Origin of the sequence: Psychrobacter sp. SCQQ22, assembly GCF_015864605.1 — a bacterium.
Lineage (GTDB): Bacteria > Pseudomonadota > Gammaproteobacteria > Pseudomonadales > Moraxellaceae > Psychrobacter > Psychrobacter fozii.
In genome coordinates this window covers 258576-283311 of the sequence record NZ_JADYWZ010000003.1, presented here as the reverse complement: position 1 = coordinate 283311, position 24736 = coordinate 258576, and the positions used below count along the sequence as shown (strand labels likewise).

20 protein-coding genes and 1 pseudogene are annotated in these 24736 nt (G+C 41.8%); 11 read left to right on the top strand and 10 right to left on the bottom strand.

Annotation, left to right across the window (positions count from 1 at the left end; genetic code table 11):
• Window positions 1-75: 75 nt before the first annotated feature.
• The 9 genes from adhP to I6E84_RS05925 all read left to right on the top strand — a co-directional run bounded on the left by adhP (window position 76) and on the right by I6E84_RS05925 (window position 10963).
• Window positions 76-1104 carry an alcohol dehydrogenase AdhP gene (adhP, locus tag I6E84_RS05965; RefSeq protein ID WP_197216791.1) on the top strand — a complete coding sequence of 343 codons (1029 nt, stop codon included), beginning with the start codon at window positions 76-78 and terminating at the stop codon, window positions 1102-1104.
• Window positions 1105-1423: 319 nt separating this feature from the next.
• Window positions 1424-1750: a DUF779 domain-containing protein gene (locus tag I6E84_RS05960; protein ID WP_110923110.1), complete on the top strand. Its 327-nt coding sequence runs from the start codon at window positions 1424-1426 to the stop codon at window positions 1748-1750.
• Between the two features lie 218 nt (window positions 1751-1968).
• The gene (locus I6E84_RS05955; protein WP_197216789.1) at window positions 1969-3612 is read left to right on the top strand and encodes a GMC family oxidoreductase; all 1644 of its coding nucleotides are present in this window, start codon (window positions 1969-1971) and stop codon (window positions 3610-3612) included.
• Between the two features lie 457 nt (window positions 3613-4069).
• Window positions 4070-5710: an ABC transporter substrate-binding protein gene (locus I6E84_RS05950; RefSeq protein WP_197216787.1), complete on the top strand. Its 1641-nt coding sequence runs from the start codon at window positions 4070-4072 to the stop codon at window positions 5708-5710.
• Between the two features lie 164 nt (window positions 5711-5874).
• A complete protein-coding gene (locus I6E84_RS05945) occupies window positions 5875-6891 on the top strand; it encodes an ABC transporter permease (RefSeq protein WP_110923113.1) in 1017 nt (338 codons plus the stop codon).
• 156 nt (window positions 6892-7047) lie between these two features.
• Entirely contained in the window at window positions 7048-7962 is a 915-nt protein-coding gene (locus I6E84_RS05940) for an ABC transporter permease (protein ID WP_197216786.1), read from the top strand.
• Between the two features lies 1 nt (window position 7963).
• The gene (locus tag I6E84_RS05935; RefSeq protein ID WP_265090850.1) at window positions 7964-9031 is read left to right on the top strand and encodes an ABC transporter ATP-binding protein; all 1068 of its coding nucleotides are present in this window, start codon (window positions 7964-7966) and stop codon (window positions 9029-9031) included.
• A complete protein-coding gene (locus tag I6E84_RS05930) occupies window positions 9028-9999 on the top strand; it encodes a peptide ABC transporter ATP-binding protein (protein ID WP_197216784.1) in 972 nt (323 codons plus the stop codon). Before I6E84_RS05935 ends, I6E84_RS05930 begins: the two co-directional genes overlap by 4 nt.
• Complete coding sequence (locus I6E84_RS05925; RefSeq protein WP_197216782.1) at window positions 9992-10963, top strand: DUF4424 family protein; 972 nt, start codon at window positions 9992-9994, stop codon at window positions 10961-10963. Before I6E84_RS05930 ends, I6E84_RS05925 begins: the two co-directional genes overlap by 8 nt.
• On the opposite strand, the gene I6E84_RS05920 is transcribed toward I6E84_RS05925, so the two are convergent.
• The 9 genes and pseudogenes from I6E84_RS05920 to I6E84_RS05880 all read right to left on the bottom strand — a co-directional run bounded on the left by I6E84_RS05920 (window position 10964) and on the right by I6E84_RS05880 (window position 22352).
• Complete coding sequence (locus tag I6E84_RS05920) at window positions 10964-11983, bottom strand: NERD domain-containing protein (RefSeq protein ID WP_197216780.1); 1020 nt, start codon at window positions 11981-11983, stop codon at window positions 10964-10966. It abuts the gene before it with no gap.
• Between the two features lie 60 nt (window positions 11984-12043).
• Complete coding sequence (locus I6E84_RS05915) at window positions 12044-12586, bottom strand: hypothetical protein (protein WP_197216778.1); 543 nt, start codon at window positions 12584-12586, stop codon at window positions 12044-12046.
• 271 nt (window positions 12587-12857) lie between these two features.
• A pseudogene (locus I6E84_RS05910) lies at window positions 12858-13043 on the bottom strand (transketolase-like TK C-terminal-containing protein); the annotation flags it as partial.
• A gap of 580 nt (window positions 13044-13623) precedes the next feature.
• On the bottom strand, window positions 13624-17415 hold the full coding sequence (locus I6E84_RS05905) for a hypothetical protein (RefSeq protein WP_197216776.1): 3792 nt from the start codon (window positions 17413-17415) through the stop codon (window positions 13624-13626).
• 358 nt (window positions 17416-17773) lie between these two features.
• A complete protein-coding gene (tkt, locus tag I6E84_RS05900) occupies window positions 17774-19771 on the bottom strand; it encodes a transketolase (protein ID WP_197216774.1) in 1998 nt (665 codons plus the stop codon).
• A gap of 246 nt (window positions 19772-20017) precedes the next feature.
• The gene (locus tag I6E84_RS05895; RefSeq protein WP_197216772.1) at window positions 20018-20368 is read right to left on the bottom strand and encodes a hypothetical protein; all 351 of its coding nucleotides are present in this window, start codon (window positions 20366-20368) and stop codon (window positions 20018-20020) included.
• A gap of 32 nt (window positions 20369-20400) precedes the next feature.
• Window positions 20401-20817, bottom strand: a complete 417-nt coding sequence (locus tag I6E84_RS05890) for a hypothetical protein (protein WP_197216770.1) — start codon at window positions 20815-20817, stop codon at window positions 20401-20403.
• Between the two features lie 36 nt (window positions 20818-20853).
• Window positions 20854-22140 (bottom strand): serine--tRNA ligase, encoded by a 1287-nt coding sequence (gene serS / locus I6E84_RS05885; RefSeq protein ID WP_197216768.1) that lies wholly within the window; start codon window positions 22138-22140, stop codon window positions 20854-20856.
• Between the two features lie 17 nt (window positions 22141-22157).
• On the bottom strand, window positions 22158-22352 hold the full coding sequence (locus tag I6E84_RS05880; protein ID WP_197216766.1) for a hypothetical protein: 195 nt from the start codon (window positions 22350-22352) through the stop codon (window positions 22158-22160).
• A 209-nt stretch (window positions 22353-22561) separates the two neighbouring features.
• Here I6E84_RS05880 and I6E84_RS05875 point away from each other — a divergent pair, with 209 nt between their 5' ends.
• Together I6E84_RS05875 and I6E84_RS05870 are read left to right on the top strand one after the other, a co-directional pair.
• Window positions 22562-23221 carry a YcxB family protein gene (locus tag I6E84_RS05875; RefSeq protein WP_197216764.1) on the top strand — a complete coding sequence of 220 codons (660 nt, stop codon included), beginning with the start codon at window positions 22562-22564 and terminating at the stop codon, window positions 23219-23221.
• A 230-nt stretch (window positions 23222-23451) separates the two neighbouring features.
• The gene (locus I6E84_RS05870) at window positions 23452-23931 is read left to right on the top strand and encodes a Dps family protein (protein ID WP_110923124.1); all 480 of its coding nucleotides are present in this window, start codon (window positions 23452-23454) and stop codon (window positions 23929-23931) included.
• A 101-nt stretch (window positions 23932-24032) separates the two neighbouring features.
• Here I6E84_RS05870 and I6E84_RS05865 read toward each other — a convergent pair whose 3' ends face one another.
• A complete protein-coding gene (locus I6E84_RS05865) occupies window positions 24033-24716 on the bottom strand; it encodes a DUF2057 family protein (protein WP_197216762.1) in 684 nt (227 codons plus the stop codon).
• Window positions 24717-24736 lie beyond the last annotated feature (20 nt).

Genomic DNA, 24736 nt, shown 5'->3' with positions numbered 1-24736 from the left:
TAATCAAGGTTGCAAAGTGTGTTAGGTATATTCACAGATTATTTTTATGCAAAAAATCTAACAAGGCAGAACTATATGAGCAATAAGATGAAAGCCGCCGTATTACATGAGTTTAATCAACCATTACAGATCGAAGAAGTTGATATTCCAACGCCAGGCGCGGGTGAGATTGTGGTTAAAATGCAAGCCTCCGGTGTCTGTCATACCGACTTGCATGCCATTGAAGGCGATTGGCCAGTCAAACCCAGTCCGCCATTTATCCCTGGACATGAAGGCGTTGGTCTGATTACGGCCGTTGGCGCAGGTGTGACCCATGTGAAGGAAGGTGATCGCGTTGGTGTGCCTTGGCTCTACTCTGCTTGTGGTCACTGTACCCATTGTTTAGGCGGCTGGGAAACCTTATGCGAGCGTCAACAAAACGCAGGCTATTCAGTCAATGGCAGCTTTTCAGAATACGTACTGGCCAATGCCAACTACGTCGGTATCATCCCTGAAAGTGTTGACTCGATTGAAATTGCACCCGTTCTATGCGCAGGCGTCACCGTGTACAAAGGTCTTAAAATGACCGACACCAAGCCTGGCGATTGGGTTGTTATTTCTGGTATCGGTGGTCTCGGTCATATGGCGGTACAATACGCCATTGCCATGGGACTCAACGTTGCGGCAGTCGATATCGATGACGAAAAGCTCGCATTTGCCAAAAAACTGGGCGCGACCATTACCGTTAATGCAAAAAACACCGATCCTGGCGAGTATCTAAAAGAAGAAATTGGCGGTGCCCATGGTGTGCTAGTAACAGCCGTATCTGCTATCGCGTTCGATCAAGCGTTAAGCATGGTTCGACGTGGTGGCACGGTGGTCTTTAACGGCTTACCAACCGGTGACTTCCCTGTCTCTATTTTTGATACGGTGCTCAACGGTATTACCATTCGCGGCTCTATCGTCGGTACGCGTCTCGACTTACAAGAGTCGTTGGACATGGCAGCAGCAGGTAAAGTAAAAGCCACTGTTAGCGCTGAGCCGTTGGAAAACATTAACGATATCTTTGAGCGTATGCGTAACGGCAAAATCGAAGGTCGCATTGTGATTGACTACAGTATGTAGTTATAGTTGATTCAGTTTAAAAGAGATAAAAGGCAACCGAGCGCAGATGTATATGTGATACCTCAAGTGAGGTTAACGCTGTAACTCTTTTATAGAGGATTGACTATATTGCTTGTGAGATTTTGATATTGTCTTAATGCTTCACACATTTAATCACAAACCATCAGTCGTATCGTCTTCATTCACATGCTATAAATGATGTGAGTGAAAACGATACGGCTTTTTATATTCTCATCCAGTATGACACTTATACTTAATAAGACGCTCATAGCTAATGAGACGTTTTCTACAATCACATTCTTATGATAAGGAAATCATCATGAAAGTCAAAGCGACAGAGTCCTGCATAGACCTAATCGAACTACTTAAATCCAAGCACGGTGAGCTGATGTTTCATCAGTCTGGTGGCTGCTGTGATGGTAGCTCCCCCATGTGTTATCCGCTAGGTGAGTTTAAGGTAGGCGGCCAAGATGTATTGGTCGGTGAGATTGCTGGTTGTCCATTCTATATGGGCAAAGCGCAGCACAAATTATGGCAAAATACGGATTTGACCATTGATGTGGTTGACGGGCGTGGCGCCAGCTTTTCGCTAGAAATTCCTGAAGGCAAACGTTTTATTGTACGTTCAGAAATTTGCTCAATATAAATGGCTGTTAGAGCGTGCCCTTATTTCTAAGTGGTGATAAATACTGCTAAATATCCTCAAAAAACCTATCAATAGGAGCCTATTGATAGTCTATTTTCTCTATCTACACGCTCTAGTCATTTTTATTTTATTATTCTGGCAAAATAATAGATATTGTAAAGAGTAGCTTACTTTGAAAAGCTCGTTTTGATTAGCATGGATGCTATAAGGAAGATAAAATGGAATTTGATAGAACGTTTGATTACGTCATCGTGGGCGGCGGCTCTGCCGGCTGTGTACTTGCTAGCCGCCTCACCGAAAATCCAGAAATCAGTGTCTGCTTATTAGAGTTTGGCGGCGAAGGCAAAGACCTTGCCATTCGTGTACCTGCCGGACTGATTCTGATGGTACCCGGCAAACCACTAAAGTTAAATAACTGGTGCTTTCACACTACCCCGCAAAAACACTTAAATAACCGACGCGGCTTCCAACCACGTGGGCAATGCTTAGGCGGCTCATCCGCTATCAACGCCATGATTTATACACGTGGCAGTGCGCTAGACTATGAGCGCTGGGTAGAGGAAGGCTGTGATGGTTGGGGATTTGACGATGTTCTGCCCTACTTTATCAAAGCTGAAAACAACGTTCATGGCAGTAGTGAGCTACATGGCGATAGTGGACCGCTGCACGTTAGCGATTTGCTCAGTCCACGCGATATCTCAAAAGCCTTCGTAGAAGCCGCGATTGCCAACGGTCTCGACCATAACACAGACTTTAATAGCGAAAAGCAAGACGGTACAGGGCTGTATCAGGTCACCCATTTTCATGGGGAAAAACAAGGTCAACGTTGCTCTGCCGCTGCGGCCTATCTACATCCTGTCCAAAGCCGCCCAAACCTAACTGTCATTACTCACGCGCAAGCCAACCACGTTATCATTGAAGATAAACAGGCGACTGGCGTGGTCTACGAAAAGGATGGTGTCAAACATACCGTCATGGCACATCGTGAAGTCATCCTATCAGGTGGTGCTTTTGGCTCGCCTAAAGTGTTGATGCTATCAGGTATTGGCCCAGCAGAACACTTGCAATCTCACGGTATCGAGGTCGTGGTAGATGCACCTGATGTCGGTGGCAACCTGCAAGATCACCTAGACGTGGTCTTTGATTACGAAGTAAATACCACTGATGTCATTGGCATTGGTATGGCAACGATTTCCCGTTTGACCAAAAGCATTCGACAATGGAGAAAGGATGGCACGGGATTGCTGTCTACCAACTATGCCGAAGCAGGTGCGTTCTTCAGTGTCGGTGATGCCCCAAAAGAGTGGCCAAACACGCAGCTACACTTCGTCATATCTCGTGTAATCGAACACGGTCGCGATCTCAGACGTGGCTTTGCCATCTCTTGCCATAGCTGCTACCTGCGTCCTGAGAGTCGCGGTACCGTTAGACTGGACTCAGCCGACCCCTCTGATGCCGTCTTGATTGACCCAAACTACCTATCTCATCCAAAAGATGTAGAGTGCATGGTGGCCGGTGCCGAACGTACCAGAGCTATCATGCAAGAATCTCCTCTCGCCGAATACATTACGGAAGACTACCCTGCCCCTTACATAGAAAAAGACGGTATGCTCGGCTATATTCGCAATAAATCCGATACCATCTATCATCCTGTCGGTACTTGCCGCATGGGTTCAGATGAACGCTCTGTAGTGGATTTAGAGTTAAAGGTACGCGGCGTGAGCGGACTGCGAGTCATTGATGCGTCAATCATGCCAACGCTGATTAGCGCCAATACTAATGCGCCGACGATTATGATTGCTGAAAAACTGGCAGATATTATCAAGGCAACTCATAACCATGTCGAAAACACTGTCACATAAATAACCATCATAAAAGCATTTTATAACTGGTTACGTCAAGTACACGTAACCAGATTATTTCTTTTCGTCTGTAATTCGTTATAAAACCATACTCAAGTGATTTCGTAACCATCTAACTTCCTACCTTAAATAAATAGATAAAATAGTAAAATTCCGCACATTCCATTAAATTCGTGCTGTGATCGGCATATTAATGTATTTTTTATCGAAATTAGTTTAATTATATCTTGCGTTATTGCAGATTAAGAGAGTATATTCGAACGAGTTGTTTATATTAATAGTTTCTATAGATATAAATTAAAGTTATAACAACCTTTAATATGTTTCTTTTTGTATATATGGAAAATCACATACATAGATATTTTCAAGGTTATTAAATGCTTGCTCATTATATTCATGATCGAGTACGAACATGTAGATATACGAGCAGCTACCTATCACTACATAGGATGTAATAATGCAAAAATCCCTCTTTAAACTTACCATGCTGACGACACTTATCTTAGGTATTAGTGCCTGTGGCGGCGACAATAAGACCACCGACGATTCTGCTGCTAGCTCAGATGCTAAAGCGGCTAAAACATTGCTTTATTGTTCAGAAGGTAGCCCTGCAGGTTTTGATCCAGCACAATACACTTCGGGTACTGATTTTGATGCAAGCGCCTTCCCTATCTATAATGGCTTGGTAGAATTCAAAAGAGCGGGTACCGAAATTCAACCAGGACTGGCCGAAAGTTGGGATGTGAGCGAAGATGGTAAGACTTATACCTTTAATCTGCGTAAAGGGGTCAAATTCGGTACAACTGATTACTTTACTGCGACTCGAGATTTTAACGCAGATGACATTCTCTTTACCCTAGAGCGTATCACCAACCCAGAGTTTGAATTTAACAAAGCCTATCCTGCTGAATTCCCGTATTCGGTTGGTATGGGATTACCTGATATTATCTCTAACATCGAAAAAGTAGATGACTATACGGTAAAAGTCACGCTCAGCGAGACCAACGCCCCGTTTTTACAAAACCTAGCGATGCCTTTCGCTTATATCAACTCTGCTGAATACGCCAACAAATTGATGGCTGATGGCAATGCCGCTGATATCAATACCAAGCCAGTGGGTACCGGACCTTTCGTCTTTACCTCCTATCAAAAAGACGCGCAAATTCGTTATACCAAAAACCCAGACTATTGGAACAAAGACGATATTTATATCGACAATCTCGTCTTTGTCATCACAAAAGATTCAGCCGTTCGTGCCCAAAAAGTTCAAGCAGGCGAATGTCATGTATCCGCCTATCCAAAGCCTGCTGAGATTGAAGCAGTCAAAAACTCTGGTAAGGCGACGGTACTAGACCAATCAGGTTTCAACGTTGGCTATGTCGGCTATAACGTTGAGAAGCCTAAGCTAGGTGACCTTAAAGTGCGTCAAGCATTGGACATGGCCATCAACAAAGATGCCATTATCAATGCGGTTTATCAAAGCGAAGGATTAAAAGCGACCAATCCAATGCCACCAACGCAGTGGGGTTATGACGAATCTCTCAAAGATGCACCTTATGACGTTGAGAAAGCAAAAGCCCTTATCAAAGAAGCGGGTGCGGACAACCTTTCTATCAACCTGTGGTATATGCCAGTTCAACGACCATATAACCCTAACGCCAAACTGATGGCTGAAATGCTACAAGCAGATTGGGCCAAGATTGGTGTTGATACCAAACTTGTAACTTACGAATGGGGTGAGTACCTAAAACGCGCAGCTAAAGGTGAGCCTGATGTCATTCTAGCGGGTTGGACTGGCGACAATGGAGATCCAGATAACTGGCTAGGTTCGTTATTGTCTTGTGACGCTGTCGGCGGAAATAACTACTCGCGCTGGTGTAACAAAGACTTCGATAATTTAGTCACCAATGCTCGTCAGATTAATAATCAAGATGAGCGCGTGAATGAATATGTACAAGCGCAGCAGATATTCAAAGAGCAACTACCTTGGACAACGATGGCACACTCTGTTGTGACGGTATTCACCGCACCAAATGTGGTCGATTACAAAATCAGCCCACTTGGCTCAATACGTTTTGATGGTGTGAAAGTTGAATAATCTTCACTGATTAGATCCGATACGACATACATAATGGTTTAATTTATATACGGCTGAGTCAGACTTCCTGCACCAGCCGTATTCATCTGCATTAAACGCTTTGTCGCGGACCCTCTTACCATCGCAAACACTCTTATCATTGAATCACAACTATTGAGCAGCCCATGCTACTTTATATTCTGCGTCGAATCGCTATCCTCATTCCTGTCTACCTTGGCTTGACCCTATCGACCTTCACTCTGATTCGTCTCGTCCCTGGAGATGCGGTTGAGATTATGATGGGCGAGCGTATGGTCGATCCAGAGCTACACGCTCGCGCCCTAGAGCGACTGGGGTTAGACAAACCTCTTGTAGCCCAATATTGGGATTATCTGACTGGAATCTTGACGGGTGATTTTGGCGAGTCTTTTCGTACTCGTACCCCCGTATTACAAGATTTCTTTGCCCATTTTGTGCCCACCTTAGAGTTGGCTCTATGCGCCATTGTCATTGCTAGTGTCATTGGCGTGAGCTTGGGCATCTTTGCCGCGCTGCGACGTGGTACATGGATTGACTACACGCTGATGTCAGGTGCGCTGGCAGGTTACTCTATGCCCATCTATTTATTGGGGCCTATCCTCACAGGGATATTCGCTCACTACTTAGGCTTACTACCTGTTGCCGGAGTGATATCTGTCGCGCAGTTCTTAGATGTACAGCCGTTATATGGCTCATGGTTACTCGGCTCTCTCACATCGGGAGAACCTGGCGCATTCTGGAATGTGGTCAAACACTTTATCTTGCCCTCTATTGCATTATCGACCATTCCCCTAGCGATGATTGCACGGATGACGCGCTCGGCGATGCTAGAAGTGCTGGATGAAGATTACGTGCGTACCGCGCGCGCCAAAGGTCTATCACCAAGCCGCGTAATCATGGTGCACGTGATGCGTAATGCCTTAATTACAGTAGTCACTGTCGTTGGTCTACAGATGGCAACATTATTGGCTGGTGCGATTATTACCGAGACCATCTTTAGCTGGCCAGGCGTTGGGAATTGGCTACTTGATGGGTTTTTCACTCGTGATTATCCGATTGTACAGAACGGTATCTTACTGGTCGCGACTGCCTTGATTTTGGTTAGTTTATTTATTGATATTTTGTATGGTCTTATCAACCCACGTATTCGACATACTTCTTAATCTAACATTGATAAATACTCATATTATAAGTAGTGACGAATAGCGATTGTATGGTTTTGAGTAGTTTTCAGCACATTCCTGAATGATTGCTAGGAATGATTGCTAGAAATGGGACTCTACATATTTGCAACGCGTTAGCCACTATAGGAAATGCTCATGAAGCCTTCTGCTATTCCCTCTGATCTTAAGCTTGCGGCACTCACGCCGCCCTCGTCTTGGCAGCTATTTTTATCGACGTTTTGTCGCAATAAAGGCGCGGTACTTGGTTTTATTGTACTGGCTTTGATGGTGCTTATCGCCATACTTGCGCCTACTATTGCTCCCCATGACCCTTACGAGTTGTTTACTGGTCAAGAGCAGTTACCACCGGCCTTTCTAGATGGCGGCAACACCATGTTTTGGCTCGGCACTGATGATGCGGGTCGAGATACGCTGTCTCGGGTGATGTATGGTGCGCGTTATTCACTATTTATCGGTCTGAGCGCCACGACGCTTGCGATGTTGGTTGGTATTTCGTTAGGGCTGAGTGCTGCGTTTTGGCCAAAAGTCTGGGGCAAGGCCGTCATGTTAGTCAATGATATCTTGATGTCCTATCCGAGCTTGCTATTGGCCATCATCATTGCCGCTATCTTAGGGCCTTCTATGACCAATACGATCATTACCATAGCACTGGTCTGTACACCGCCTTTCATTCGTCTGACTCGTGCTACGGCGATGGTAGAGCTACAACGTGAGTACTTTATCGCTTCACAAGTAATGGGGGCTGGCGTGCTGCGCTTATTGTTTATCACTATTTTGCCCAACTGTATGGCACCGCTTATCGTACAGGCAACAATGATTTTCTCTTCTGCTATTTTAGAAGCAGGTGCAATTGGTTTCTTAGGCTTTGGCGTACAGCCACCTGATGCAGAATGGGGCGCGATGCTAGGTACGGCACGTCAATATATTCAGAGTAATGTTTGGCTCGCTATTTGGCCGGGTGTCGCTATTTTCTTGGCTGCTCTGTCGATTAACTTGACTGGTGATGGCTTACGCGATGCGCTAGATCCCAAATTGAAGCAGGTAACCTAAGATGAATGAACCATTAATTAAAACGCCAACCAACCATACCTCTATGAATGATGTATCAGCAAAAGAATCACCATTACTATTAGATATCGAAAATCTTTCGGTTACGTTCGGTCAAGGGATACGTGCTTTCCGTGCGGTAGACGATGTGTCATTGAAAATCGCACAAGGTGAAGTCATCGCCGTCGTCGGTGAATCTGGCTCCGGCAAATCCGTCACTATGATGGCGCTAATGGGACTGTTGCCACCCTCTGCAACCGTGCGCGCTCAGCGAGTGGTGTTTGACAATAAAGACATGCTTAGCATGCCAGCCAAAGAGAAGCGCGGCATCATTGGCAAAGACATCTCTATGATTTTTCAAAATGCGATGTCTTGCCTAAATCCAAGCTTCACCGTTGAGATGCAACTGGGCGAAGTGCTACGTAAACATCTTGGTTTGCGAGGCGCCGCAGTACAGACGCGCATATTAGAACTGCTAGAATTGGTCGAGATGCCCGATGCAAAGAATCGTCTCAAGGTATATCCGCATCAGCTATCAGGTGGTATGAGCCAACGGGTTATGATTGCGATGGCGATTGCTTGTGAGCCAAAACTACTGATAGCCGATGAACCGACTACGGCTCTGGATGTCACCGTACAAGCGCAAATCATGGACTTGCTGAGCCGATTGCAACGCGAAAAGCAAATGGCGATGGTATTGATCACTCATGACTTGGGACTGGTCGCACAGAACTCACGTGATGTCGCGGTCATGTATGCCGGACAAGTGGTTGAAACCAGTACGGTGCCAGAGATTTTTCAACATCCTGCACACCCTTATACTGAAGCATTACTGCAAGCCATCCCAGAGCTGGCTATCGGTCAAGACCGTCTAAACAGCTTACCCGGTATCGTGCCCAGTCAATACGATCGTCCAAGCGGCTGCCTATTGTCTCCGCGTTGCCCATATAAGGAGCCCGCTTGCGAAGTTCCACCACCTATTTTAGATACACCTACTGGCAAGGTACGTTGTATTGACTCTAATATTACCTCTCGCCCCTCTCACGCTGCTACTTTGGAGACACAAGTATGAGTAATAAAGTGGTCTTAAAAGCAGACAACCTACACAAGCACTATCCCGTATCACAAGGTCTGGGCAAAGCAAAAGCGTATGTCAAAGCACTCAATGGTATCTCGTTCGAGCTTGAGGCTGGCAAGACACTGGCCGTCGTTGGTGAGTCAGGCTGTGGTAAATCCACGCTTGCCCGCCAGCTGACGCTGATCGAAGCGCCCACTCATGGCGAGCTATTTATCAACAATGAAGCAACAACTGGCTATAGCAGAAAAGCGCTGAAAGAGTTGCGTACCGAAATTCAAATGGTCTTCCAAAACCCTTATGGTAGCCTCAACCCGCGCCATACTATTGGCTATCAATTGACGGAACCATTGGATATCCATACCAAACTCTCTAAAGAAGAAAAGCGTGACAAAATCAACGAGATGATGAGAAATGTTGGTCTACGTCCCGAACATGCTGGCCGCTATCCACACATGTTTTCGGGTGGTCAACGCCAACGGATTGCCCTCGCCCGCGCGATGATGCTCAACCCTAAAATTGTCGTCGCTGATGAGCCGACTTCCGCCCTTGATGTCTCGATTCAGGCGCAAGTCTTAAATCTATTTATGGATTTGCAGGATGAGTATCGTACCGCTTACGTTTTTATCTCGCATAACTTATCGGTCGTACGCCACGTCGCTGATGATGTGATGGTCATGTATTTAGGTCAGGCCGTCGAACACGGCCCCAAAGAAGCGATTTATAACGCGCCAAAACATCCTTATACCATCGCGCTACTGGCTGCTGCACCAACGGTAAATGGCCATAAAAACGATTTGACCCTACAAGGTGAGCTACCAAGCCCGCTTAATCCACCAAGTGGCTGCGCTCTACATAAACGTTGTCCATACGCCAAGCAGCAATGCAGCGAAGTAGAGCCACAACTGCGCGAATGGGATGGTCGATTGGTGGCTTGTTTGCGTTTAGAAGAAATATATGGATAAGCGACATTTTGTGTTTAGTGGTACATTAGCTTACGCTGTGCTGCTAGCGATGACGGCTGCCCAAGCGAACGACTCTACGGGCTACGTCGGCACAGGCGGTGTTGAATATCTTAAAAATAAGAACATAAGCATGCATAGTGAAGACTTATACATCTCAAAAGAGGAAGTGCGCGTTAATTATGAGTTCAAAAATCTCAGTAATAAAGACATTACTGAGACGGTTCTTTTTCCGATGCCAGCTGTGCCCAGCTTTATAGACTCAGATTACGCTGATACCAGTGCCACTTATGGTAACTTTAAAGTTTGGGCCAATGGCAAGCCTATCACTCCTGATCAGCATGTCCGCACTTTTATGTACCCGATCATCATCAAAAATGGTGAGAAAAACTATGTGGAAAAAGCTATTGATACCACCAATATTTTTAAGGCGTGCGGTATTAGTGATGCTCAAATGATGTCACCTTGGACCTATAAGTTTGATACCGATGATATCAATCAACGGCTTTTGGACTGTAATAGCAAGGCACTCGATAGGTTTATCGATGATAGAGAAGATCTCGATATCTTTTGGGACTCGCAAGTGATTTATAGTTGGGAGCAAACCTTTAAAGCCAATACTATCACCAAGGTCAAACACACGTATAAACCGTTAGTGGGTGGCTCTGTAGATTTAGACAGTGGACAATATGGCAATTTTTGCGTAGATGCTTCAACTCAGAAAGGGTTTAACAAGAATAGTGGTCGTCCATATCATGCCTTAAGCTATATCCTGACTACGGGAGCAAACTGGGCCAAACCTATCACCAACTTTAAACTGACTGTAAAACGCGACCCTAACGAGCTGGTCTCGTTCTGCTGGAAAGGTAAGGGTAAAGTCAAAAAGATTGGAACAATGACGTTTGAGATTAAAGAAAGTAACTTTGTGCCAACCCATGATTTTGATGTGGCTTTTATCATGAAGTAGCTAATGGATATTGACCACACCTCGGCACTTAGGAAATTGACTACAACCGTAAAATGTCTGACCAAGATGTACGCCTTTTTTTGCAACACGTTTGATCATCTCGCCGTTGCATCTTGGGCAGTTCGGTGTTTGAATGAGATTGTCTGTATTGTTTGCCATCTCAACTGTAACGGGTTTATTCACTTTTGGCTCAAGCTCTACAACTTCAAACGGTGTAAGAAACACTTTGTTAGCCATATCATATGGTGTACTTGTCTGCTGAGTATTCAGACTGTCAATTAGTAACTCGCTAGATTCAATCTCAGTCTGACCCGACCATCGCAGCACTTCTCTACTTTTCAGCGTAACTCGTTTAGCGGTTTCTTTTACTATCGGCTCTGATGTAGGTTTATTAGATATTTTGGCAACTGGTTTATCATTGGCGTTACCGCTAAGCCGATTTTTTGACGGGCTATGCTTGTCTTTTAGATAGGCTTTATGCTCTCGGTTGGTGCGCCATGACTTACTAAACCTGTTGCTATTAATCTGCTCAACGATGGACTTAACCTCGTCTTCAGTCAGTATCTCATCCTGCTTTTTCTTTACATAAGACACCATCCCACTCGTCAATACGTGTTCGGGTAGCTCATCACGGGTTTTTAACTCACACTCACCGATGAAAGCAATCATCGAATAAAAATAGCCCAGCTCCAAGCCCAATAAATCTGCGAGCGTCTTGATGTGCAGATAATTCTGATGTAATGGGTTCTGGAATTTGAATTTACTGCCATTCGGGAAAACTTTCGTCCACTGCTTTTGCTTTTCGCTACCATATATCCAGCCTGTATAATTTTTGGTTTCAATGACAAAGATACCGTATACGGAGACAATAATATGGTCGATTTGCGTACTGCCACCGTTAGCTCTTGGCAAGGTGATACCGTTTAATCGGTGATAGACGTTTTTTTCTAATTTTAGCCACATGGCGACGTTGATGACGGTTTCACCTAGGAAACCTTTAAAGCTGGATTTTAGAGACATAATAGCGATCTTTAGAATGGTTATAGAATGTGCTAGGCGTACTAACGAAACTCTTTAAATTTAATTAATTAGCACTCTCTTATGACGCTTTAAAGACTTAGCATAATGAGAAGAGTATGATCTGATATGTTTATAAAAACTCTTATAGACCCGATCATACTCTTCATCAAACTGTTTAAGTACCTCTAAAGTACTATCGCTAGGATTGGTTTCATATTCATGCTGTGCATTTATCAGGTTTCCACCTGTATTTAAAAACAACTCATATTTTTTCTCAAGCTCTGGAAAATATAAAGCTATCAAGATTTCTATCTTGCCACCTTCTCTGTAAAATTCATCCACATCTAAAGCTTCATCGTTATCGCTTGAAAAACTTTTGGATTGAATTTCCTGAATAATGGCTGCAAAATCAACCAGTCTAAAAGCCACTTCCTCAAACTTCATTCTCAAAAAGGCTTCATACTCCCTTTTGCGTTTAGATTTCTGAGTAATGAGAATACCACATAGTCCAAATATTCCGATTATGCAGGCTGCTATCAAGCCTTCACTTAGTGCAATCTGTTTTAGCCATGTAATAACATTTGCCAGTTCGATACTATCCATCTAATTTTTCCAATTCTATAGTCATATAATTTATTTTTATATGAGAGCTGCACAATAAGTAGAATATAACTTTGTGAGCAATCAATCTATTCTAATTTACCACTAAATCATTATATTGAAGCACAGAATTTAATACTGATTGCAGCCGTTATTTTACCTATAACTATATTGATGAAAGCAGATCAAAAGACAAGCTAAAGATTAAGTCCTAAAAAGAGCCACCAGATTTCTCCAGCAGCTCTTTTTTTAACAATAACTAAGTCAGGGTTTATTACACCAAACTATTTACCGCTTCGACCACAGCATCAGTCGTAATACCAAACTCTTTGTATAACTGATCTGCAGGGGCAGATTCGCCATAAGTGGTCATACCGATAACTTTGCCATCTAGACCAACAAACTTATACCAGTAATCTACATGCGCGGCTTCGACTGCTACGCGAGCACGGATATTGGCACTCACATCAAATATTAACTCAGCACTTTCTTTAATTTTATTGTTATAGATAGCTACTTTTTGATGCACGATATTCATCTTCGCATCTAGCCTTTATAATTTCGGATTTCGGATTATAGGTGTCTTTTTCAAGCTTTAGCTACATGACGACGTTGATGACGGTTTCACCTAGGAAACCTTTAAAGCTGGATTTTAGGGACATTGTTAATTCACTACTAATTATTTAATTATAAAAGGAAGAGTTACATTTTCAGTAGCAAAAAACGTACCTATTTTAGAGGTTTAAAATAATCGTTGTATTTAATAATGTAGAAAATCTGCTGAATTATTCAGTGGCTCTTTTTTTGTTTTAGAGTTTGGTTGTTTTAAAAAAATTAAAAATAAGAAGACAAAAAACAAGAAGATTAGCCTCTAGATATGAGTGCTTTAAATGTGGGGAAATATGCGAGTCATGGGTCGGTTTTCTTTAAAGGTTTTGCTCACGCCTCGTCCCTCGGCAAGAGCCAGACATTACAAATAGTCAAAGTCTTACTTGGTTTATTTGGCTGTCACAAGTTCTACTCAGCCTACGTTCATTTATTTACCAATCAAAACCCTGTTGCTTTTTTGATTCTTTAGATTCATTCTCATGGACTTTGTTAATACGCTCTTGAAAGTCAGCCTTTTTCTGTTCTATTAATGGAATAAAATCTTCAAGGTTATGTTGCCTAAGAAACTGATTTAAACTTTCAACTATCAGTAACCGTCTATTCATCTCTTGTGATAAAGAGCCTTCCCAACTCATGACTTGAAATATTTTTTGATCAATAAGTATTGCTAGGCTAGCATCAGCATTTTGACTAGTAGATAAGAGTCCATGCAGTATATTTCGCCACTCAATAATACCTTGTTCATTAATTTGATAAAAACTTGAGTAAGCAAACCAAAAGTCCATCTTATCTTGATCATTATCAATCCAAGCTAATACTTCTAATTCGTCAGCCTTAGTTAAAATATTTTGAAACTCTTCATAGTAATACATAGGCTCAAAGATAGCATTGTTGTAAATCAAATTCATAAAATCAGTTGTGCTGCTTTTTACCATAGTTATTAAAATATCAACAACGGGTCGCTTGTATAAATTGAGAAGGAGGCTAGTATTGCTAATTTCGTGTTCGACTATAGCAAAAACCTTTTGACGACTATCTTGAGAATGATTCAATAAAAATTTTAAGGCATGCGTGTAGTCATGATAATTTTTATTGTTCAGTATTGTAGGTAGTAATTCTAAAAGCTTGCCATGATACTTTTGGTTGACACCTTTATCAAAAAGACATGCTTTTACTAGTATTTCATCGACGATTTTGTCTTGGCTAATATCTATTAATTTATCCAATACATTTTCAAATATTTCATTATCTATATTGCTATGATGTCTGTTGAATACTAAATCAAAACCTAGACAGGTAAAATCTGTCTTAGGATGCTCAATTATTTTTGCAATAGCAAATTCGTAATCCTCTTGAGTTCTACTAACTTCTGCTATAACTTGAGTAGCAACACTCGAAAAATCCTTGTCAGAAAGTAAGTAATTAATAAGTGTTTGATAATTATCCCAATTCGATTCTACTAATTTCTTTGCTACTCCTGAGAGAAAAAAGCGATTGTACTTAACTTCTGTGATGCTCTGAATTTTATTTAATTCAGCAACAAAGTTATCAATATCAGGGTATTTATTTATGAATGAATAACCAAGCTGACGAACTTCGGAGTTATTTGATATCAATAAATCTTTCAAAAATTTATTAATAATAACTTTGTCTAAATTATTAGAAATAAACTCAATTAGCTCTTCGTAGTTAGTGAAATCACCTAAACCTAATACATATTCTTCATTGAGGCTCGTTCTACGTTTGAATGTCCAAGAGTTGCTTGATAATAAATAAGTAGTAATGAGATCTGATATATCTTGTTTTTTTGGCTCTAGATAATCACTTAAAACCATTAACTCAGCTAGTTTATCTGGAGCTTTTTCGAACATCTCTTTTCGGTAGGTAGTAAGTTCTTTAATGGCCAACAATGCCGAAGGATATGGTTGCTTGTTATGAAATAGCTTGAGATATTTGATTACTTCATTGTTTCTACCACAAGTCCGAATAATATCTTCAATATTATTTGAAAGTATTTTACGGCATTGCTTTGGATAGTCATCATCTAACAAATATAATTTATTTAATAGAAACTCAAACCAGTCCCAAATCTCGCAATAAGATTCGGGTTGGTAGCCATATGATTGAATTAGACCGTTACTATCATCCATATCATATATGATGATATTACGGTTTCGTGATCCTAGACCATTATCTATAATGCTTAAAAGGTACTCGTGATACTCATCAACCTCGTAAAGCTTCTCAATAACACTTTTTTTAGTAACTAGTGTTGCTTCGGTTCGTGATAAGTAATAATGGAAAAGAGAACTTAAGCGGTCGCTTGAAGAAGTGTCATCTAATTCGCTACTGTCAGTATTAGTTATTTCAAGCAGTAACCAAAAAGCCTTTTTAAAATTTCTATCAAAATACGCTAGATTACGCAGTAATTTAGCTAAATTATAATGACTCGGATTTGAGACTGATAGAAAATTACTGTCTTTTTCATATTTTGATTTTAGGATGTCGAGTAATTCATCTGGGCATATTGAAGTAAGTAAAGAGATGTTCCTTAAATCTATTTCTGTTAACTGCTCATCTAATATTTTTGAGCCAAAGTAACCCTCAGGTGCTAGCCAGCCTTTAACAAGGCTCTTAACTTTATCATTATCATGCAAATAACTAAGGCGTTTTAGAAACGATGTTTGAAGCCTTTCAGGTGTATCTGTTAATAGCTGGTTGAGTTCTGAGTTTGAAAGACCCGATATTGCTTGCTTTGCTAAATTATTAGCTAAAGCATGAGGTAAGATAGCTCGAAAATCACCACGCTTCTGTACGATATCTTTGTTTCTTAAGCTTTCAATTATTCTATAAGCTTGCTTTGATGATATTTCAGCTAATTCTGCTAAAATATCAATTTCAGAATTAACTTTCTTAGCATCTTCAATGTTAAATGAAAATACTAGAGAAAATATTTGCCCAACCCTCAAAGATTGGGCATCAAGCTGATCCTGCTGATCCTGCTGATCCTGCTGATCCTGCTGATCCTGCTGATCCTGCTGATAAAATAAACGTTTAAACAGTTCATCATCAGTTAAAACTGATAGATTATCTCCCTTGCCCATATTTGAGGCAATAGCTAATGCTAGACGATAATTGCCTCCTGAAAATTCAGCAATTTTATCTACACTAATATTACTTATCTTAGAGTAGTGTTTATTTATGACTTTCTTAAGGATTTCAGATGTCGTAGGTTGCATCCTATAGACGCTGGTTTCTTCAGGCAAACCAAGATTTACATCGTATTCAACGGTTAATAGCGATATATGCTGGCTATTATTTATAGCTTTGGTCAAGCTAGTATGTAGCTCTTGACCACAATTATCGACGACAACAATAGCGGATTTATTTTGCTTCTCTAATTGTTCTATAAAGTGCTGAGGAATTGGATCAGGTGAATCACCTAAGTCACAATACCAGACGTTTCTAATATCAAGTGCACTTTCACATATTCGTTTATCAAACAAAGCTTGGGCAAAGCGAGTCTTGCCGACCCCAGATAAGCCTACCAAGCGGACAGATGAACTTGGTTGAACTAATTTAGCTCTAATCTCATTTAAGCCTTCGACTACAGTTATTGATTTCATATTGTTGTGATTTGGTGAGATTATTTTGACATCTTTATCTATGTAATACTCTGCTTCTATGTCAGTACTTTTACTTGACCAGTCACCAAATCGTTTCCAACCTTTATGATCGTTATCATCGAAAAAATATCTAGCTAAATCATTGTTAGTTACACATACAAAAGGTGAGTGAAAAAAGGATTCATTAGTACGCCAGTCAATCTCTATATTTAAACTCAATGCTAAAGCTTCAATATCCTTTTCAGTTTGAGTAATATTTTTGACTTTTTCGGGATAATTCAAAGTCCATGTCTGGTTAGTATAAAGTACTATTTTAGTTAAGTGAGGGTAATGACGTCTAGCATCTTCAAGCATTTTAACTATTTCTGACTTTTTCTTACTTAATTCAGCTTGGTAAAATTTAGCTTGAAAGCCTATAACCTCACTACCCACATTAATAGGTTCTTTTTCAACTGCAGGTTGATCTTTATATCCATGCCAACCTTTGTCTAAGTCAAACTCTCTACAGAATAGTAGATAACTAAACCACTCAAAATATTCTTGAGGATTACTATGGAATTTAGCTTTAAACACGTCCCAATCAGGCTTAACTAACATCAGCTTTTTCCTTCAATATAAAACATTCGTTTTATTATTATTTATAATGTCTATAGATAAATCTTACACTACATTTCATGCTATAACCAAATTTGACTAAGATATTAATGGTAGCTCTGGAAAGCGTTTTAGCCCTGATTGCAGCGGTTATCCTGCTGATGACAATGGCGTTGCGGACTGTGGCTGGAGGTGGTCGCTCGGATGATGGAACGCATTCAGACACGATAGTCCGCACGTTATTGACGAAGCAGATAATAGCGTAAAGCAGGAATCAGCTCCAAAAAAATATACCAGACATAAAAAAAAGCTGCTAGATAATTCCAGCAGCTTTTTTGCAAACTTAAAAATCAAGCCTTAACTACACCAAACTATTTACCGCTTCAATCACAGCGTCAGTTGTAATACCGAACTCTTTATACAAGTCGCTAGCAGGAGCAGATTCGCCGTAAGTGGTCATGCCAATGACTTTGCCATCTAGACCAACGAACTTATACCAGTAATCTACATGCGCCGCTTCGACTGCTACGCGGGCACGGATATTGGCAGGCAATACAGCGTCACGATAGCTAGCATCTTGCTCAACGAAAATCTCAGCACATGGCATAGACACCACACGGACGCCAACGCCATTTGCGCTCAACGCTTCATATGCTTCCATCGCTAGGCCAACTTCTGAACCAGTGGCGATGATGATAGCTTGTAGCTCACCCTGCTCTTTCGCAAGTACATAACCACCTTTGGTGATGTTCGCTACTTGCTCGCTGTCACGTGCTTGATGTGGCAAGCTTTGACGACTAAAGATCAATGCTGATGGGTTGTTTTCAGACTTAATAGCTTCTACCCAAGCACTTGCAGATTCAGTCGCATCACACGGGCGCCATGTGCGTAGATTTGGCGTGGTACGTAAGCTAGTCAATTGCTCAACTGGCTGATGCGTTGGGCCATCTTCACCCAGACCGATAGAGTCATGCGTATAGACATGGATGACGCGCTGCTTCATCAATGCGCCCATGCGTACCGCGTTACGTGCGTATTCCATAAACATCAGGAACGTCGCTACGTAAGGGATAAAGCCACCATGTAATGCGATACCATTGGCAATCGCGGTCATACCGAACTCACGTACACCATAATAGATATAGTTGCCGTCAGCGTCTTTTTCGATGCCTTTAGCGCCTTTGAATAGTGTCAGGTTCGAGCCAGCTAGATCCGCTGAGCCGCCTAGCAATTCTGGTAATAATGGCTGTAAGGTATTGATAGCGTTTTGACTGGCTTTACGGCTAGCAACATCGCCGCCCGCTTCTTGCGTTTGCTGAATATAGGCTTGTGCTTGGCTATCAAAGTCAGCAGGCAAATCACCATTTAGACGGCGTAACAACTCAGATGCCAGTTCAGGATAGGCTTTCTTATAAGCGTCAAAGTCCGCATCCCAGTTTTTCTGTTGTACGTCACCTTTGGCTTTAGCATCCCACGCTTCATAGATTTCATCATCTAATTCAAATGGAGCATGCTTCCAAGACAGTGCATCACGAGTCAAGGCGATTTCGTCATCACCCAATGGTGCGCCATGACTGGCTGCTAGACCTTGTTTGTTCGGGCTACCAGCACCGATCGTGGTTTTGCAAATCAGAAGACTTGGTTTAGCAGTCTCTTTAAGCGCTTGTTCAGTGGCTTGAGTAATAGCATCAGCATCATGACCATCGACCTTGATAACTTGCCAACCATAAGACTCAAAACGCGCTTGCGTATCATCAGTGAACCAACCTTCAACATTACCATCGATTGAGATACCGTTGTCATCATAGAAGAAGACCAGCTTGCCAAGACCTAACGTGCCAGCCAGTGAGCACACTTCATGACTGATACCTTCCATCAAGCAACCATCACCTAAAAACGCGTAGGTGTTATGGTCAACGATGTTATGGCCATCACGATTGAACTGTGCCGCTAAAGTTTTTTCAGCGATAGCAAAACCAACGGCATTAGCAATACCTTGACCTAGTGGACCAGTAGTTGTCTCAACACCTGGTGTGTAGCCAAGCTCAGGGTGACCTGGCGTTTTTGAATGCAATTGGCGGAAACCTTTCAGATCATCGATGCTCAAATCATAACCAGATAAATGCAGCAATGAGTAAATAAGCATTGAGCCATGGCCGTTCGATAAGACAAAGCGGTCACGGTTATGCCACTGTGGATCGGTTGGGTTGTGCTTCAAAAACTTGCGCCACAGAACTTCAGCAATATCAGCCATGCCCATCGGAGCACCTGGATGACCAGAGTTGGCTTTTTGTACCGCGTCAAACGACAGTACACGAATGGCATTGGCTAATTTACGTTCGCTAATTGGAGCTGGCATAGAGTGTCCTAATATTCAAATGAGGGGTATGGCTGATAAGAGGAGAGTTTACTCAAAGGGTAATAAAATAAGGACGCAAAATGCGCCCTTACCGTGTTGGCTATAAAATCAAAGTGCAATATTAACATATTTGATGCAAGTCACGCCAAAAAATGGCATGACAGCCAAGTTTATTACTGCTCAGACTTCATACATATCATGAATAATACTGGTCAGTAATTTGGGATTTATGACATGAGCTTTAAATCAATACAAATCAAATTCAGCCGTTATATCTTGATACAAGCTGATATCTACTGGCTGGTTGGTGTAAAACAGATAAAAACTATCTATCACTTGGCACGTATCGTTAGTATAGCGCTGATAGTGCTTAAACCCACTCGCTATAGGAATTCGCACTTCTAAATCATACAGCCCATCTGTACGATAGGTTTCTATATTAATACGAGTCTGGGTATAACTATTATCATCAAGCAAGCTACCTAAGACGATATGCTCTTCATTTGAATAAGGCAAGTCCATAATATAACGCTTTATGGATACCCAATCGAATGTTGCCAACTCATCATTTGCGGTTCTTAAATAAAACTGCGTCATAGAAGTATCACCTAATAGAAGAGTCGCCTGAATTAGTACGAGTAATGATAAGTCTCTAGGCAGTGATTAAGCACAGCCGACTTGTTCTGTCGGCAGAACATCACAACATAATCCGTTATTTTATCGTATATATCTTCACCATCTAGGTAATAGCAGATACCTGTCTCGCCATTTTTAATTATCTGATACAAATACACTTGAATGGCTTGTTGGTCTGACGGTTCATCGAAATGATGTCTTAGTTCAGCCTCAAGGCACTTAGCCATGCCGTTAAAATCATCACTCCAATTCATATTACCATTTCGGTAATACTCGCTAGCCAACCGACCGATCAAGCGAACGAGCTCACCTTGAAGTGTAGCGGCACGACCACTTTTCGGCACAAGGCTTTGCCACAGAGCGTCATACTCACTCTGATATTGACCTGAACCATCTGCGTATAATGCCACTACTTATCCTTATTCAACTATATAGTGAATCCTATATTAAACTGAAATCGTCTCAGCACCGCCCATAAACGGACGCAATACTTCTGGAATAGTGATGCTACCATCAGCGTTTTGATGATTTTCCATGACTGCCAGTAGCGTACGACCAACGGCCAAGCCTGAACCATTCAAAGTATGAGCCAAGCTGGTTTGTTTGCCATCTTTGACACGCGTACCCATACGGCGCGCTTGGAAATCACCGCAGTTAGAGCAGCTTGAGATTTCACGATAGGTGTCTTGGCTCGGTAACCATACTTCGATGTCATAAGTCTTTTGCGCTGCGAAACCCATATCACTCGTACATAGCTGCACAGTGCGGTACGGTAGGTTCAACTGCTGCAAGATATATTCAGCTTGTCCTGTCATTGCTTCTAACAATTCATCAGACTGCTCAGCCGTGGCAATATTGACCATCTCAACTTTTTCAAACTGATGCTGACGGATCAGACCACGAGTATCACGACCATGAGAGCCCGCTTCACTACGGAAACAAGGCGTATGCGCGGTAAACTTAAGTGGCAGCTCGCTAATATCCAAACGCTCACCACGTACCAAGTTGGTCATGGGTACTTCAGCGGTTGGAATCAAATAAAAGTCCATATCTTCGTTATTAGTATGATTTTTCAATTTAAATAAATCATCTTCAAACTTTGGCAGCTGCCCTGTACCTTTGAGGCTGTCTGAATTCACAATATAAGGCACATAGGTCTCAAGATAGCCGTACTTCATAGTATGGGTATTGAGCATGAATTGAATCAGTGCGCGATGCATCTGCGCCAATTGTCCTTTTAGCACATTAAAGCGACTGCCAGTCAGCTTGGTCGCCGCTTCAAAGTCTAACATACCAAGTGTCTCGCCAATATAAGTGTGATCTTGAATCTCAAAATCAAATGTACGCGGCGTGCCCCACTTGCGTACTTCTACATTGTCATCTTCTGACGTACCCACTGGCACATCGGCTGCTGGAATATTAGGGATTTGCATGCCAGCTTTGGTGATACGCTCTTGCAAAGTGCGCAATTCATCTTCAGCCGCTTTAATCTCACCACTGACACTTTGCATCTCAGCCAATAGCTCACTGGCGTCTTCGCCTGATTTTTTTAGCGCACCTACTTGCTTAGCACCAGCATTACGGCGTGACTGCAACTCTTCAGTTTTGATCTGCAAAGATTTACGTTCTGACTCAACTGTTTGCCAAAAATCCATGTCAAGTGCATAACCACGAGTGGCCAACTGCTGTTGTAAGTCGATTAAATCGCCGCGTAAGAGTTTCGGATCAATCATAATAGTTGCCTGTAACGCTAGAAGTGAATAAGAGGTTTAAAGGTTTTGTTTTTAAAGGTACTGTTTTTAAAGGTGCTGATTTTATCAAAATAAGTGGTAGCCGCTATAATACCAAGACCCATCTCATTTGACCATGTTTTGGCGATACTTTCATTCATCGCTTTGATGATTAATGGCATGCGATTTTTAACTTGATAATATGCTTTGGGCATTCATAAGCCCCCATAATCATCATCCGTATTAATTAATCGCTATAATATCGCGTCTATCCGTGAACAGTGCTGCTTATATGTTTCATTTGAGAGCGCTTTTCGGTAAGATAAGTGCATACCTTTTTTCACTTTCAGCCAAGTGCCGCGTAGCTGCTTCACTTTGGTGATTTAAACCCAACACTTTTAACACAAGTATTTGAGAAACCTTTATGGCCCTGTACCCCTACACGCTGCAACCTGTCGCCTTAAACCTAACTGAGGCAGAATTTCACCAAGCACAATACGAGCTATTTTCTAGTGCCAGCCCTTCTTTTGGTCTAAAAAGCATCAAAATGAAAGAGTGGATCATTATGGCAGTAGTCGTGGTACTAGCGATTGCAGGGTTGGTCTTTGTCACAGGCTACTCAACCATTATTTTTTGGTTGATGTTGGTTTCAGTGGTGGTTTACTTACTGGTTCGTACCCTTGGTTTTAAATGGTATGTCAAAAGAGAATTCGAAAAACAAGTCGCCGACCAAGAAATGCCAGATGAGATGCGTCAGATGAAACTGGGTGTACAAAAGCATGGCTTAGTGATGGCAATGCCCGTCAATCAACCTGATTTGATGAAAAACTCGCAAATGCGTGGTATGCAAATGCGCGCGAGCAATACTCAACAAGCGGTTATCCCATGGTCTGCGGTCAAAAGCTGGGATGAGACTGATGACTACATTTTTATCATGTTTGAGATGAAAGGTCAGCAAGGCAGCCAAATTGTACCTAAACGCCTGCAAGCACAGAAATTCCCAATCGACACAGTGCGTCAGCATTTAGAGGAATTCATTGCTGTTAAAGGATTAAACCCTGAGAACTTACAACCACCAGCATAAAGCATTAGATAGCTCTTTATTGCTCATTCATTGAACGATAAAGGGTTTAGCTCTTTTGATAAACCAATCGCATTATTGTATTTATTAAACTTAACTTGTCGATGATGCTTTGTTATTATAATAGGCATCAGAAGAAAGGTAGTAGAAGCGCTGGATTATATAAATAAGTTAAAGTTATAACTTTCTTCATTTAATTTTTACATCAACACTCACACTATAAGGATAATATCATGAGTAATAATGAGACTAACCAAATCGGTCTAGAAAGAGCAGACATGAGCGAAGTCATTGCTAAGTTAAATGGCCTATTATCAAGCTACCATATGTTTTATATTAATGTACGTGGCTATCACTGGAACGTTAAAGGTGAGCACTTCTTCACTCTACATCCAAAGTTTGAAGAGCTGTATACCTCACTACAAATACAAATTGATGAAATCGCTGAACGTATTCTAACGTTAGGTGGTACACCACTCCATGCTTATAGCGACTTTGCTCAGCACACAAGCATTAGTGAAGATAAGAACGTTAAAGACGGCACGACTTGTGTTAAAGGCGTGGTCAAAGGCTTACAAGAGCTTATCGAAGAACAGCGTCAAGTATCTACTCTAGCAGCGGATAGCGAAGACCAAGGGTCAGCTGATCTTGTCGATGCATATGTACAAGAGCAAGAAAAGTTAGTATGGATGTACAACGCCTTTTTGGGTTAATAGTAGCCAGACTAAAATGAGATAAAAGCTATAATGTACAAATAAAAAAAGCACCTAACATAGGTGCTTTTTTATTGTTAAATATTTACAAAGACGGTAATTTATTTTTGAATCCATTGACTCATTTTTTCACGCTCAGCAGGTGTTGCTTGTAGCCAGATTTGCATAAACTGATCTAAATTACTGTTAGATGAATTAACGCTTGTCGTTTGCTGTACAGTGTTTTGATTCGCAACCGCTGGCTTGTCTAATGATGCAATAACACGTTGGTTTTGCATCTCAGCATCACCCGAGCCACCAAACACACCGCCTATTACGTTACCCAAACCTGAAAATAATCCGCCTTGGTTATTCGCCATACTTTGCTGGCTAGCGATCACAGTATTATCCTGCTGCACAGCTAACGTTGGACGTTTGGCATATTCTCTAGCCGCTTTATACTCTTCTGGTTGACTTGGCATAGTCAAACGATAGGTTTGATTATCAGCCAATTGTGCGGTCACACTGACGTTACCTGAACGCAAGTAATCATGCTCATCACGAGGCAGGTTATACAAGCGGTCATACTTAGCAGTGATGGCATGTTGTCCAGGTTCAAGCGTGAATTTTTTCACTAGAGGTTGAAAAGCACTCTGTTGAAGTTCTTGCCCATTAATAGCAGTGACCTTGATATGGTCATCAACCAACAGAGTGACCTCTGCTTGCGACAACATAGAGACAGAGCTTGCACCAATAAGTAACGTACCGATAGTCATTTTTTTTAGCAAAGAAGCATTGAGTTTCATAAGTGATTCCATTAATAGTA

Excerpts from the sequence above, each read along its gene's own strand:
- I6E84_RS05940 (WP_197216786.1), top strand. The coding sequence starts at position 7,048 with ATGAAGCCTTCTGCTATTCCCTCTGATCTTAAGCTTGCGGCACTCACG.
- I6E84_RS05905 (WP_197216776.1), bottom strand. The coding sequence starts at position 17,415 with ATGTTAGTTAAGCCTGATTGGGACGTGTTTAAAGCTAAATTCCATAGT.
- I6E84_RS05950 (WP_197216787.1), top strand. The coding sequence starts at position 4,070 with ATGCAAAAATCCCTCTTTAAACTTACCATGCTGACGACACTTATCTTA.
- I6E84_RS05895 (WP_197216772.1), bottom strand. The coding sequence starts at position 20,368 with ATGACGCAGTTTTATTTAAGAACCGCAAATGATGAGTTGGCAACATTC.
- I6E84_RS05920 (WP_197216780.1), bottom strand. The coding sequence starts at position 11,983 with ATGTCTCTAAAATCCAGCTTTAAAGGTTTCCTAGGTGAAACCGTCATC.
- serS (WP_197216768.1), bottom strand. The coding sequence starts at position 22,140 with ATGATTGATCCGAAACTCTTACGCGGCGATTTAATCGACTTACAACAG.
- I6E84_RS05925 (WP_197216782.1), top strand. The coding sequence starts at position 9,992 with ATGGATAAGCGACATTTTGTGTTTAGTGGTACATTAGCTTACGCTGTG.
- I6E84_RS05875 (WP_197216764.1), top strand. The coding sequence starts at position 22,562 with ATGGCCCTGTACCCCTACACGCTGCAACCTGTCGCCTTAAACCTAACT.
- I6E84_RS05955 (WP_197216789.1), top strand. The coding sequence starts at position 1,969 with ATGGAATTTGATAGAACGTTTGATTACGTCATCGTGGGCGGCGGCTCT.
- I6E84_RS05935 (WP_265090850.1), top strand. The coding sequence starts at position 7,964 with ATGAATGAACCATTAATTAAAACGCCAACCAACCATACCTCTATGAAT.
- I6E84_RS05865 (WP_197216762.1), bottom strand. The coding sequence starts at position 24,716 with ATGAAACTCAATGCTTCTTTGCTAAAAAAAATGACTATCGGTACGTTA.
- I6E84_RS05880 (WP_197216766.1), bottom strand. The coding sequence starts at position 22,352 with ATGCCCAAAGCATATTATCAAGTTAAAAATCGCATGCCATTAATCATC.
- I6E84_RS05930 (WP_197216784.1), top strand. The coding sequence starts at position 9,028 with ATGAGTAATAAAGTGGTCTTAAAAGCAGACAACCTACACAAGCACTAT.
- I6E84_RS05870 (WP_110923124.1), top strand. The coding sequence starts at position 23,452 with ATGAGTAATAATGAGACTAACCAAATCGGTCTAGAAAGAGCAGACATG.
- I6E84_RS05960 (WP_110923110.1), top strand. The coding sequence starts at position 1,424 with ATGAAAGTCAAAGCGACAGAGTCCTGCATAGACCTAATCGAACTACTT.
- I6E84_RS05945 (WP_110923113.1), top strand. The coding sequence starts at position 5,875 with ATGCTACTTTATATTCTGCGTCGAATCGCTATCCTCATTCCTGTCTAC.
- tkt (WP_197216774.1), bottom strand. The coding sequence starts at position 19,771 with ATGCCAGCTCCAATTAGCGAACGTAAATTAGCCAATGCCATTCGTGTA.
- adhP (WP_197216791.1), top strand. The coding sequence starts at position 76 with ATGAGCAATAAGATGAAAGCCGCCGTATTACATGAGTTTAATCAACCA.
- I6E84_RS05915 (WP_197216778.1), bottom strand. The coding sequence starts at position 12,586 with ATGGATAGTATCGAACTGGCAAATGTTATTACATGGCTAAAACAGATT.